Source organism: Acinetobacter sp. UBA1496 (assembly GCF_002324975.1).
GTDB classification, from domain to species: Bacteria; Pseudomonadota; Gammaproteobacteria; order Pseudomonadales; family Moraxellaceae; genus Acinetobacter; species Acinetobacter variabilis.
The window spans coordinates 31,528-45,420 of sequence record NZ_DCRI01000077.1; the positions used below are offsets into that span (position 1 = coordinate 31,528).

Sequence of the window (13,893 nt, forward strand, 5' to 3'; positions counted from 1 at the left end):
AATCTAAAAATATTAATTTAGCTCTTTTAATAGGCTATCCAGTAAATCGCTGATGAACTGGATTCGTTTTTGATAATCTTCCAGCATCACCATCACTTTTAATCGCTGGCCGCCTTCCATCCTGAAATAGGTCGAATGTTTCTGCATCATCTGGATAATACTCATAGCCTGAACTGGCGTATCTGGCGCAAACTCGATATGGCCGCCCTGCCCACCAATGTCAATTTTAGTGATGCCCAATTGCTCGGCTTTAAGACGTAGCTGATGCACAGCAAATAATTGTTTCACCGGTTGCGGCGGAATGCCAAAACGGTCAATCAGTTCCATACGGATATTATCGAGTTTTTCCTGAGTATCAGTATTACTGATGCGTTTGTAGAACAGCAAGCGCTGATGTACATCACCCAGATAATCGTCTGGAATCAGGGCTGGCATATGCAGGTTGATTTCCGCAGTTAAAGACAGTGGCGCATCAAAATTCGGCGTTTTACCTTTTTGAATCGCTTTAGTCGCCTTTTCCAGCATTTCCATATACAGGCTATAGCCGATCGCCTGCATCGAACCACTTTGCTGCTCACCTAGAAGTTCACCTGCACCGCGAATTTCCAGATCTTCGGTGGCCAGCATAAAGCCTGCACCCAAAGTCGAGGCACGTTGAATCGCTTCCAGACGTTTTTCTGCATCACCTTTCAAGGCTTTTAAGGATGGCACTAACAGATAGGCATAAGCCTGGTGATGCGAACGCCCAACCCGGCCACGCAACTGGTGTAACTGTGCAAGACCGAGCTTGTCTGCCCGCTCAATAATAATAGTATTGGCATTTGGTACATCAATTCCGGTCTCAATAATGGTCGAGCACACCAGGACATTGTATTCCTTGTGATAGAACTGCTGCATGACCTGCTCAAGCTCACGTTCACGCATTTGCCCATGTGCCACAATGACACGTGCTTCCGGCACCAGATTCCGGATATTTTCTGCAGCACGTTCAATGGTATCGACTTCATTATGCAGGAAATAGACCTGACCACCGCGCAGTAATTCACGCAGAATTGCCTCTCGAATGGTGTCGCTGGTATGTTCCTGCACAAAGGTTTTTACAGCCAGACGGCGTGCTGGTGGCGTCGCGATAATCGACAGATCACGCATTCCACTAAAGGCCATATTCAGTGTACGTGGAATTGGCGTTGCTGTTAGGGTCAGCATATCAACATCGGCACGCAAAGCCTTAATACGTTCCTTATCACGCACCCCGAAACGGTGTTCTTCATCGACAATCATCAGTCCCAGATTATGGAACTGGACATTTTCCTGTAAAAGCTTATGGGTGCCGATGACAATATCGACTTTGCCATCTGCTAGGTCTTCAATGGTTTTGGTATGAGCTTTAGAAGAGCCGAAACGGGAAAGTACTTCAATGCGTACAGGCCAATCTGCAAAACGGTCTTTAAAAGATTCATAATGCTGCTGTGCCAGCAAAGTAGTGGGTACTAATACCGCAACCTGGCGATTATTCTGTACTGCGACAAAGGCTGCACGCATGGCGACTTCAGTTTTACCAAACCCGACATCACCACAGACCAGACGGTCCATTGGTTTGGCCAGTTGCATATCATATAATGTGGCTTCAATCGCATTGGCCTGATCCGGTGTTTCTTCATAGGCAAAGCCGCTAGCAAACTGCATATACAGGCTTTGATCAACCTCAAAACTGATCCCCGGCTTAGATGAACGACGTGCCTGGATATGTAATAACTCGGCTGCGACATCATGAATCTGTTCCAAAGCCTTACGTTTGGCTTTATTCCAGGCATCTGTACCCAGTTTATGTAAAGGTGCCAGATCTGGATCACCGCCACTATAGCGGCTGATCAGATGCAGGTTAGTCACTGGGACATAGACTTTAGCACCTTCTGCATAATCCAGTTGCAGAAATTCATGATCCTGATCATCAATACTTAAAGTAATTAAGCCTGCATAACGTCCTACACCATAATCAATGTGTACCACTGGCGCACCAATGCTCAGCTCGGTCAGACTGCGGATCAGGAATTCTTCTGACACTTCCTGCTGACGCTTGCGACGACGTTGAACTACACGATGTTCATAGAGCTGATTTTCCGAGATCACACTGATCCGATTTGTCAGAACCAGACCACGTTCTAATGGTGCACTGGTAATCGCAATCGCATGCAGAGATTCAACAAAAGCATCGAAGTTTTCTACGGTCGGAATATCACCCAGACTTGGACGCAGCGCATCTTTTAAGGTTTCACGCCGACCGGCACTTTCAGCGACCAGTAAAACCGGATGATTGGCCGCATCAATATATTTTTTGACTTCGGTAAAGGGCTTTTCACGTTTTGGATCAACAGGCAAGCGTGGTGGTAACTGGGTATCCAGATTAATCACGCCAGCTTTCTCCTCAAAAGCTTCTTGTGCCGCAATAATGCGACTAAACTGATTTAGCTGTTCTAAAAGCTGATTGGTCGGACAGAACAGTGCTTCAGGCGGCAGAATCGGCTGATCAATATTATGGCGGCGATCTTCATAACGGCGAGTTACGTCCTGCCAGAACTGTTCTAAACTCTGCTCCAATGCCTTATCTGTAATGACAATGCCATTCTTTGGTAAATACGAAATCAAGGTACTTTGCCCTTGCATCGCTTCATGACTAAAGAATAAAGGCAGGTAGAACTCAATTCCAGGTGAAGCAATGCCATCCATCACATCCTGATAAATTGGATTTTTCTTTGGATTAGCTGTCGGGAAAAATTCTGCATAACGGTCACGGAAAGTAGCACGACCTTCCTTAAGGGGAAATTCTTGTGCGGGTAATACCGTAAATTGTTCTAGAGTTTGCGTAGTACGCTGGGTTTCCGGATCAAAAAATTTCAGGGTCTCAATTTCGTCATCGAACAGGTCAATCCGGATCGGTGCATCCTGACCTGAAGCATATATATCGATAATGCTACCGCGAACTGCAAATTCACCATGGTCATAAACGGTATCGACCAGATGATAACCAGCCTGAATCAGTTTTTTCTTTTGCTGTTCCAGATCCAGCTTTTGTCCAACTCGAATATCGAAGTGTTCACCCAGCACCCATGAAGTAGGTGCAACACGCTGTGCCAATGTAGAAGCTGCCAGCAACAATACGCCACTTCGAGGCATATTAGATAAAATTGCCAGACGTTCAGAAACGATATCCTGATGCGGTGACAGACGGTCATAAGGCAAAATTTCCCAATCTGGAAATATGGTTGGTTTAATCCCATAAAATTCCAGTTCGCTTTCCAGTTGACCCAAATGCTGGTTATTACGTGCAACAATAACAAATAGGCGCGATTGCTGCTGCTTGATAATTTCTTTCAGCAAGAATGCAGTAGACGAGCCTTGCAGATTGCCTAACCAGCGTTTCTCGCCTGCCTTGAGCTTGGGTAAATTAAGTTGGGAAATTTCTTGTTGGAACATGTATATAGCTTTAAAGTCTAAACAACATGAAGCTTATACTATCACGATGATCTGGTGCTATTTCGTTATTTTTATGCAGTCGTTACAGATTGACTGCACAGGATAAAATCAGCCTATGATTCATCTATTTTTTGTCGCGTAAAAAGTTACGATAATAGTCATTTAACTTTTTCACAATCATTTTAAATTGCAGCAAGTTTTCTTCGGTATTTCCTAATCTTGCATTAAAACGTTGATTGGCAATTTCCAGATCAATTTTTTCATTAATGATCATTGCAGTTGAATATAGCGATTTTAAATCATCAAATGTTTTCATACGTCGGTTAGACAAGTATTCCAGCCGCTCACCCAGCTCCTGATTTAAATTAATCCCATCCACAATATAGCCAGTCCCTTCTACATATTGGATATGATTCTCTTCCAAAAAAGCCTGAGCCGGATCAGGTTTGTTTGATTTAAACAAGTTACTGATTTTATCAAACATGCTATACACTCAATTCATCGTATGATCGATATAGTCTAGATGAAAATGCCCCAAACCTACAGACGGGATTTGAGGCAAATGGTTAAAATCAGCACGAATCTATATTCAGCTCATCTTTAAGCTTTCAGGATACCTGTTCCCATTGATTCATCATTGGGACTTCTGAAACCAAATTTTCAAAGGCAAAGATTTCATCCAGCTGAATTTCACTCAACAAACCGAGCTCCAGCACCACTTCGGGTACAGTTTTATTTTCACGGATACATTGCTTGCCAATTTCATCGCAAGTGGCATGACCTAAAAGTGGCTCCAGTAAGGTGATAATCCCGATACTACGCATCACTGCATTTAAACAGTTCTGTTCGTTGGCCTGAATCCCGGCAATACATTTTTGTTGTAGGGTCTGCATACTTTGAGTTAATAATTGGATGGATTCATTTAAAGATATCGCGATGACAGGTTCCATGACATTGAGCTGTAATTGCCCTGCTTCTGCTGCCATCGTTATAGTCAAGTCATTGCCAATCACGCGAAACGCAATCTGATTGACTACTTCCGGAATAACCGGATTGACCTTGGCTGGCATGATAGAAGAACCTGCCTGCAATTCTGGTAAACGGATTTCCGCCAGACCGGTACGTGGGCCAGAACTCAAAAGACGCAAGTCATTACAGATCTTGGATAATTTAACAGCCAGATGTTTCAGACTGCTCGATAGAATAATAAACACACCACAATCGCTGGTCGCTTCGACATAATCTTCCGCGCCTTTTAAAGGTAGGCCAGTAATTTTCGCTAAAGTGTGTACTGCATGTTTGGCATAACCATCTGGAGTATTCACGCCGGTTCCAATGGCTGTCGCACCCAGATTCACTTCCAGCAACAACTGACGCATTTGCTCAATCAGCTTCAGGTCTTCCTTTAATAGAGTCGCGAAAGCACGGAATTCCTGTTCCAGGGTCATTGGAACCGCATCCTGTAACTGGGTACGCCCCATCTTGATCACATACTGAAACTCTGATGCCTTGCTATATAAAGTATCAATCAACGATTTTTGCACATGAAGCAGTTCATCCAGACGTGTATATGTCGCTAGACGTAGTGCCGTGGGATAGACATCATTGGTGGATTGCGAAGTATTCACATGATCATTTGGATGCAGGATATGGTAATCGCCTTTACGATGCCCGAGCAATTCTAGCGCCCGATTTGCAATGACCTCGTTTGCATTCATATTGATAGAAGTACCGGCTCCCCCCTGATAAGGATCAAGCGGAAATGCTTCCTGCCAATCCTGAGGTTGATGAATCAACTCATCACAGGCTTGTTGAATAGCACTACTTTGTTGTTCTGATATTTTCTGAAAATGTAAATTCGTTTGTGCTGCTGCTTTTTTAACTTGCGCCAGTGCGCGAATAAAGTGTGCTTGCTGGCCTACTGCCAGACCTGAAATCTGAAAATTTTCAATCGCACGCAAAGTATGAATACCATAATAGCTGTGCTGGGGAATCTGCTTCTTACCCAATAAATCCTGTTCAATTCGGCTTGATTCTATTTGCAACATATTGTCCATGTCATATTACTCTTAAGCGATAATGCGCCATTCAGAATGGCATTACTGCACTATGAAGAGAGGCTCTAAAAACAAATAGAAGGGATTTAAGCAGGATTTGAAACAAAATATGACTAATTCGAGCTTGTTGTTAGTTTTGTAAATTTGTGTAATTAAAATACAAAATTTCAATGAATTTAACCGTTTATTAAAATTACCTATTTTTCTTCAAAACCATGTGTAACTTTGCATTTTAGAACCCTCTACTAACTCTGCATTTTTATGAGAAAATTCTTAATTTACACAAAATATACATAAAAGCTGATCAACTGTTACAGAGTGTAATTTTTAAACCGTGTTTGAATCACTGCCCTGTAAACGCAGTTCAAAAAATCATCCCGGATGATGATGTTTAAAATTTAAGGATACTCTGCCTATGAGCTCGCTAAACCCGACACTGATTACTTTTATGTTTTATATCGTCGCCATGATTGGGATCGGTTTATACGCCTATCGTGCGACGTCCAATTTTGATGAATATATTCTGGGCGGGCGAAGTCTGGGCAGTGTCGTGACTGCGCTTTCCGCAGGTGCTTCCGATATGAGCGGCTGGTTGCTGATGGGTTTACCCGGAGCCATTTATCTGTCTGGCCTGTCTGAAGTCTGGATTGCGATTGGCCTGATTATTGGCGCCTGGCTGAACTGGTTACTGGTTGCTGGCCGTCTACGGGCGCATACCGAGTATCAGAACAATGCCCTGACCCTGCCGGATTATTTCACCAGCCGTTTTGCGGATAAGAAACGAATTTTACGCTTACTATCAGCCATTGTGATTTTGGTGTTCTTTGCAATTTACTGTGCTTCCGGCATGGTCGCAGGTGCACGTCTGTTCGAAAGCCTGTTTGGCTGGGATTACACCACGGCGCTCTGGCTTGGTGCAGTGGCTACGATTCTATATGTGTGTATTGGCGGCTTCCTGGCAATCAGTTGGACCGATACTTTCCAGGCAGGATTGATGATCTTTGCCCTGCTCATTACACCGATCATTACCTATTTGGCATTGGGTGATAATGCTCAACAAGTAGGTGCTCTATTAGAAACCGCCCGTCCACATGCATCCAATATGCTGGAAGGTCTGAGTTTTATGGCAATTATTTCCAGCCTAGCTTGGGGCTTAGGCTATTTTGGTCAGCCACATATTCTGGTGCGCTTTATGGCGGCAGATTCGGTTAAAACCATTCCTGCTGCACGCCGGATCGGGATGGCCTGGATGATTCTGTGTCTGGTGGGTGCGATGTCTGCGGGCTATATCGGAATTGCTTATTTTGCGGCAAATCCTGACCTTCCTGCTGCTGCAATCGTGAACCAGAATCCTGAAACCGTGTTTATGGAACTGACTAAAATTCTGTTTAATCCCTGGATTGCAGGCATTATATTGGCGGCAATTCTGGCTGCGATTATGAGTACGTTAAGCTGTCAGTTGCTGGTTTGTTCGACCACCCTGACTGAAGATTTATACAAAGGCTTTCTGCGTAAAAATGCGTCGCAAAAAGAACTGATCTGGGTGGGTCGTGGCATGGTGATTGTGATTGCCTTAATTGCAATTTCCTTGGCCATTAATCCGAATAGTAAAGTTCTGGGTCTGGTAGCTTATGCGTGGGCTGGCTTTGGTGCTGCCTTTGGTCCACTGATCATTTTCTCATTGTTCTGGAAACGCATGACCCTCAATGGCGCGATTATCGGAATGGTAGTTGGTGCTGTAACCGTAATTGTCTGGAAAAATTATATGGGTGATACCGGTCTGTACGAGATCATCCCGGGCTTTATTCTGGCAGCGTTAAGTATTGTGATTGTGAGCCTATTGGATAAAGCGCCAAGTCACGATGTCGTTAATCGTTTTGAACTGGCGAAAGCTGAATATCAAAAAGAAATGGCTGAAATGAATAAATAATCTTTCTATTTCAAATTAAAAAGGGACTTTATGTCCCTTTTGTTTTGTCTGAATTTATACCTTAGCTTTAGCCGGCATTTTCAACTTGATCTGCTGGGTTTCCTTGATCACTTCCATGACCGGATAACTACGGGTTTCTTTTACCCCCGGTAATTGCCACAAAATATCACCGGAGATTTTTCGGAATTCATCCATATTGGCACAGCGAATTTTCACTACGAAATCAAAGCCGCCGCTAATCATATGACATTCCACAATATCCGGAATATGCTGCACTGCCTCGGAAAATTCTTCCAGCACATTCGGTGTGGTTTTATCCAGCAGGATTTCGACAAAGACCACAAAACCGTTATTCAGCATAATTGGATTGAGCCGCGCTTCATAACCGAGAATAAATCCCTCCTTGGTTAGTTTTTGTACACGCGCCAGTACCGCAGTTGGTGATAGATTCACCATTTCTGCCAGTTTAATATTGGAAATTTTCGATTCAGACTGCAGCAAATCAAGGATGCGAATATCTATTCGGTCAAGGCTTAAATAAGGGCTATTCATTAGAATTATTCTCTAAAAATGATACAAACTATAGTGAGATATTCGTCAATTATTTTGGGATTATAGATTAAAACTCATTCAACTCAAAGAACCGATTGACGCAGTACAGGAAGTCACTATGTCCACTACATTACGCCCAAATTCGCACTCGAATGCCCTACAGCAATCGAATTATATTGTTGAATTTAAGGATAAAAATGAATATGAACAGCACATTAATTCTGCATGGCGACGTGCAGAATCCGAGTGCGTGGAAACCCTGCTGGAACATAGTGAAATTTCCTCCGAACTGACGGATAAAATCCAGAGCCTGGCTTTTGATCTGGCGCATTCCCTGCGCGAGCGTAAAGGTTCAGGTGGCAAGGCCGGCATTGTGCAAGGACTATTACAGGAATTTTCGCTGTCTTCTCAGGAAGGTATTGCATTGATGTGTCTGGCAGAAGCCTTGTTGCGTATTCCGGATACGGCAACCCGTGACCTGCTGATCCGTGACAAGATCAATCAAGGCAACTGGAAAGAGCATCTGGGTCAAAGCCAACTAATGTTTGTGAATGCAGCAGCTTGGGGATTGATGCTGACCGGAAAACTGATGGAAACCCCACAGCAGAAAAGTCTGTCAAGTCTGTTAACTGGCCTTTTGGCACGCAGTGGCCGTGGCATTATCCGCAAGGCAGTCGATGTGGCGATGCGCATGATGGGTGAACAGTTTGTGACTGGCGAAACTATTGATGAAGCACTGAAAAATGCCGAACGTCTGGAAGAAAAAGGTTTCCAATATTCTTATGACATGCTGGGTGAAGCAGCACTAACCGATCCGGATGCAGAACGTTATTATCAGGATTATCAAGATGCGATTCATGCCATTGGCAAGGCATCAACAGATAAGGATGTTTATAACGGTCCGGGAATTTCTATCAAACTGTCTGCACTGCATCCACGTTATCAGCGTTCGCAAATGGATCGCGTGAATGATGAATTGTATTCAAAAGTACTGAATCTGGCAGTTCTGGCGAAAAACTATAATATCGGGCTGAATATTGATGCCGAAGAAACTGAGCGTCTGGAAATTTCCCTAGAGCTTTTAGAACGCCTGTGTTTTGAACCTGAACTCAATAACTGGAAAGGCATTGGTTTCGTGATTCAGGCTTACCAGAAACGCTGCTTCTATGTCGTGGATTACATCATTGATCTGGCTAAACGCAGTCAGAAACGCCTGATGATTCGTCTGGTGAAAGGCGCTTACTGGGATAGCGAAATCAAGAAAGCTCAAATTGAAGGCATGTCAGATTATCCGGTATTCACCCGTAAAGTGCATACTGACCTATCCTATATTGCCTGTGCACGAAAACTATTAGCAGAACCGGACTATATCTACCCGCAATTTGCGACGCATAATGCGCAGACTGTTGCCACTATTTACCAACTAGCCAATCCAGAACGTTATTATGCCGGTCAATACGAATTCCAGTGTCTGCATGGCATGGGTGAACCACTATACGAAAATGTGGTGGGTGACAAGGTTGCTGGAAAACTCGGTGTTCCATGCCGGATCTATGCACCTGTCGGGAACCATGAAACTCTACTGGCTTATCTGGTGCGTCGTCTGTTAGAAAATGGCGCCAATACTTCATTCGTGAATCGCATTGCCGACAAAAATTTAAAAGTCGAAGACCTGATTGAGAATCCACGTCAAACCATTTTAAAAGCAGCCCAACAGGAAAATGCCTTAGGTGCTAAACATCCGCAAATCCCTTATCCAAAAGATTTATATGGTACTTTACGATCAAATTCTTCTGGTTTAGATCTGGCCAATGATACAGACCTGCAAGCCTTAAATGAAGTTGCGACAGACTTGGCGAGTAGCCAATTCCAGGCTGCGGCGATGGGTACTGCTTTTTCAGAAATCGATAGCAGCCATTCAGTACAGATTATCAATCCAGCACAGCATCAGGACGTTGTTGGTACTGTCTATGAAGCCACCACTGAACAGGCTAAAATAGCCCTAACTCAGGCAGTGAATGCACAAAGTTTCTGGAGCAATTTGCCAAAAGATGAACGTGCTGCCTGTTTGAATAAAGCCGCTGACCTGATGCAGGAACGTCTGTTGCCACTGATGGTCCTACTGTCTCGTGAAGCCGGTAAAACTTATGCTAATGCGATTGCCGAAGTCCGTGAAGCGATTGACTTCCTACGCTACTATGCTGGCCAGATGCTGGACCTGTCTAATGATGTACATATTCAGCCTTTAGGAACTGTACTCTGCATTAGTCCTTGGAACTTCCCGTTAGCGATCTTTACCGGACAGATTTCGGCGGCATTGGTTGCTGGCAATACAGTCATCGCAAAACCTGCTGAACAGACTCCGTTGATTGCCGCTCAAGCTGTGCAGATTCTCTGGGAAGCGGGTATTCCACAAGATGTACTGCAATTATTACCGGGTCGTGGTGAAACCATTGGTGCTCAACTCAGCCAAGATTCACGCATCCAGGGCATCATGTTTACCGGTTCAACCGAAGTAGCGAAGATTCTGCAAAAAACTGTCGCAGCACGCCTGAATCAGTTTGGCGAAAGCGTCACTTTAATTGCCGAAACTGGTGGTCAGAATGCCATGATCGTAGATTCGTCTGCGCTCACCGAACAGGTTGTGCTGGATGTGGTCAACTCTGCTTATGATAGTGCTGGTCAGCGTTGTTCCGCCCTGCGTGTATTGTGTGTACAGGAAGATAATCTAGATACCGTACGTAAGATGCTAAAAGGTGCAATGCAGCAATTGCGAGTCGGTAATCCGGTTCTACTCAAAATGGATATCGGTCCTGTGATTGATGCCGAAGCACAGCAAAACATCCAGGAACATATTGAGCAGATGCGCAGTAAAGGTCATAAAGTTCATCAACTAATGTTTAATCAGGATGCTTTTGATCTAGCTCAAGGTACCTTCATCCCACCAACTTTGATTGAACTGCCGAATTTGAATGATCTTGAACGTGAAGTCTTTGGTCCAGTGCTGCATCTGATTAGCTATAAAGCCGGTGAGCTGCCACAACTTCTAGATCAGATCAATAGTAAAGGTTATGGCCTAACCATGGGCCTACATACCCGGATTGATGAAACCATGCAAACCGTGATTTCAAAAGCGCATGTCGGGAACTTGTATATCAACCGCAATATTGTCGGTGCTGTGGTGGGTGTACAACCCTTCGGTGGTGAAGGTCTGTCTGGGACTGGTCCTAAAGCTGGCGGTCCACTTTATATCTACCGTTTAATGCATCAGGTGTCTGAGAAGAAACTGGCTCAGCCTTATGCCATGCAGCCTGCCCAAGCTTCCTTTGGAAATCCGGTGTTACAGGACTTTAAGGCCTGGGTAAACAAGACTTTCCCAAGAGTTTCTTTGCAAGCTCCTGCTCAGATTACAACGGTACATAGCTTTAGCCTACAAGGTCCAACGGGTGAAGAAAACCAGTACATGATCTTGCCGCGTGAGAGTGTGTTATCACTAGCAGAAAATGATATGGATCAGATTCAGCAAATCTTGTCAATTTTATCGGTCGGTAGCCGTCCGGCTGTACTGGCAGACAATACTTTTATACTCAAGTATCTGCAAAGTATGCCCGCGAGTGTGGTGAAGGCCATTAAAGTTATCAAGGATATTGAATCAGGTGATTTTGAAGCTGTATTGCATCATGGCGAGACCTCTGCATTGATGGATTTGCAGCAACGTATTGCAAGACGACAAGGAGCTATTGTAGGTATCACCCACTTAAGTTCCGGTAATTATGATATTCCTGTTGAACGTTTCGTGATTGAACGTGCAATCAGTATCAATACCGCAGCTGCAGGTGGTAATGCCAGTCTCATGACCATGTCAGGTCTGTAAAAAGCTTTAGTACTGAGATTATTTTAATCCCTTTCCTCTTATGGCCAAATCTCTCCCCCTTTGAAGATTTGGCCTTTTTTTAACTGCTTTTCCAGCCCGTTTCCCTGAATAGTCTTAGGCAGAACAGCAAATTTTTGCTACCATCTTGGCTTTCAAAATATTTGCGATTTTTTACTGCATATGACCTCATCTTATCAGCAACAACTGGATGCCAAAGTTGAACGCATTAGCGCGCAATTTGCCGAATATCAACCACCTGCCCTTGAAGTATTTGAGTCACCTGAACAGTACTATCGCATGCGTGCTGAATTCCGGATCTGGCATACTGAAGATGACCTGTTCTATGCCATGTTTGAGCGTGATGAGAACAATAATAAGAGAGTGATCCGTATTAATGAATTCCCTGTGGCTGACCGCAGTATTAATGACTTAATGCCGCAATTACTAGAAGCCTTCAAAGCCGATGCAACTCTGGGTCACCGCCTATTTGAAGTGCATTTCCTGGCAACACTAAAAGGTGAAGTACTGGTTTCCCTGATCTATCACCGCAAGCTGGATGAAAGCTGGGAACCTGCAGCTAAAGCACTGGCTGAAAAATTGAAGATCAAGCTGATTGGTCGTAGCCGTGGCCAGAAATTTGTCTTGAGCGATGAGTTTGTCGTAGAAGAACTCAGTGTATTTGACCGCAAATATCAGTACAAACAGATCGAAAGCAGCTTTACTCAACCAAATGCGCAAGTCTGCCAGAAAATGCTGGAATGGGCATGTAATGTCGCGCAGCAGTCTGATAAAGACCTGTTAGAGCTTTACTGTGGCAATGGTAACTTTACCCTGCCATTGTCTACCCGTTTCCGTCGTGCATTGGCAACTGAATTGGCCAAGTCATCTGTGTATGCGGCTGAATGGAATATCGAGCAGAACGGTATCGACAATATTCAGGTAGCACGTCTATCTGCGGAAGAATTTACACAAGCTTTTAATGGTGATCGTACTTTCCGCCGTCTACAAGAAGCCAATATTGACCTGTCAACTTATGACTTCGATACGGTATTCGTCGATCCTCCGCGTGCAGGGATCGATGATGAAACACTGAAACTGCTACAGCGCTTTGAACGAATCATCTACATTTCTTGCAATCCGGACACATTACATGACAATCTGAAACAACTGTCCCAAACCCATAAAATTACCAAGTTTGCCCTATTCGATCAGTTCCCTTATACCCATCATGTAGAGTCCGGAGTACTGCTGGAAAAACGCTAAAAATATTGTTTCAATTTATTTTTTTGTTACATAAATGGAGCTTTTGTTAGCTCCATTTTTTATACATAAAATTAACAACTTATCCATGAATTATCTTGTTTCAATCAAATAATATCGTTTAAAATCTCTTCTACAATCGAAAATTTAAAATACTGACTGCTGCTTTTATCACATAGGTCCTATTGCTTTATTTATTAAATTGGATATATTTCACCCTATGTTAGGTTGTGTATGAAGGCTCTATGAGTTTCTGGCAGAAGTTGTTTTCAGATGAACAACAAAATGAACACAAGAACCAGATTGCTTGTGTTGAAAATGATTGCTCTTGCAAGACAAATGAACAGCTCCTTGAAGCACTGTCTAAAGCAACTGATGAAGATATCATTATCGGAATCAAAAAAGTTCTAGCTTCTCGCGGTTACAGCCGCAAAGAACTCAATGAACTTCAGCACCTGCCGCTGCAATAAGCGGTTTAGGTCTTGATAAAAAGCATTTGCATACGCAAATGCTTTTTTTTATATCTATCATTTGGATTTTTGCCTACCCCTCTCTGCTTTCAATCAAATGGAACCTACTCCTTATATCTAAACCTAAGTGTCTATATCTTTATTCCTTTTCAAATATGCAGATTAGTGGCTTTCATATTTGCTTAGGCTATTTAAATATTATAATTTTAGGTCTGCCTTAATCAGTTCACATACAGCATTTATAAGGTTCAAGAAATTTGGTGGTGTTTCAAAAAG

Annotated in this window: 8 protein-coding genes; 4 read left to right on the forward strand and 4 right to left on the reverse strand. The window is 43.5% G+C overall.

Annotated features, from left to right (window positions below; genetic code table 11):
• Nucleotides 1-12: 12 nt before the first annotated feature.
• The 3 genes from mfd to aspA all read right to left on the reverse strand — a co-directional run bounded on the left by mfd (nucleotide 13) and on the right by aspA (nucleotide 5,531).
• On the reverse strand, nucleotides 13-3,474 hold the full coding sequence (gene mfd / locus B3143_RS08890; protein ID WP_004786075.1) for a transcription-repair coupling factor: 3,462 nt from the start codon (nucleotides 3,472-3,474) through the stop codon (nucleotides 13-15).
• Nucleotides 3,475-3,598: 124 nt separating this feature from the next.
• The gene (locus B3143_RS08895) at nucleotides 3,599-3,958 is read right to left on the reverse strand and encodes a hypothetical protein (protein ID WP_004786077.1); all 360 of its coding nucleotides are present in this window, start codon (nucleotides 3,956-3,958) and stop codon (nucleotides 3,599-3,601) included.
• 124 nt (nucleotides 3,959-4,082) lie between these two features.
• Entirely contained in the window at nucleotides 4,083-5,531 is a 1,449-nt protein-coding gene (gene aspA, locus B3143_RS08900) for an aspartate ammonia-lyase (protein WP_286740126.1), read from the reverse strand.
• 415 nt (nucleotides 5,532-5,946) lie between these two features.
• On the opposite strand from aspA, the gene putP reads away from it, so the two are divergent.
• Nucleotides 5,947-7,461: a sodium/proline symporter PutP gene (gene putP, locus B3143_RS08905; protein ID WP_286740128.1), complete on the forward strand. Its 1,515-nt coding sequence runs from the start codon at nucleotides 5,947-5,949 to the stop codon at nucleotides 7,459-7,461.
• Nucleotides 7,462-7,515: 54 nt separating this feature from the next.
• On the opposite strand, the gene B3143_RS08910 is transcribed toward putP, so the two are convergent.
• Nucleotides 7,516-8,013: an Lrp/AsnC ligand binding domain-containing protein gene (locus tag B3143_RS08910; protein ID WP_004786082.1), complete on the reverse strand. Its 498-nt coding sequence runs from the start codon at nucleotides 8,011-8,013 to the stop codon at nucleotides 7,516-7,518.
• 118 nt (nucleotides 8,014-8,131) lie between these two features.
• On the opposite strand from B3143_RS08910, the gene putA reads away from it, so the two are divergent.
• The 3 genes from putA to B3143_RS08925 all read left to right on the forward strand — a co-directional run bounded on the left by putA (nucleotide 8,132) and on the right by B3143_RS08925 (nucleotide 13,617).
• Nucleotides 8,132-11,887, forward strand: coding sequence for a trifunctional transcriptional regulator/proline dehydrogenase/L-glutamate gamma-semialdehyde dehydrogenase (putA, locus tag B3143_RS08915; RefSeq protein WP_004786086.1), 3,756 nt, complete (start codon nucleotides 8,132-8,134; stop codon nucleotides 11,885-11,887).
• 180 nt (nucleotides 11,888-12,067) lie between these two features.
• Nucleotides 12,068-13,150: a tRNA (uridine(54)-C5)-methyltransferase TrmA gene (gene trmA / locus B3143_RS08920; protein WP_004786089.1), complete on the forward strand. Its 1,083-nt coding sequence runs from the start codon at nucleotides 12,068-12,070 to the stop codon at nucleotides 13,148-13,150.
• 242 nt (nucleotides 13,151-13,392) lie between these two features.
• Nucleotides 13,393-13,617: a hypothetical protein gene (locus B3143_RS08925; RefSeq protein WP_004786091.1), complete on the forward strand. Its 225-nt coding sequence runs from the start codon at nucleotides 13,393-13,395 to the stop codon at nucleotides 13,615-13,617.
• The last annotated feature ends 276 nt before the right edge of the window (nucleotides 13,618-13,893 follow it).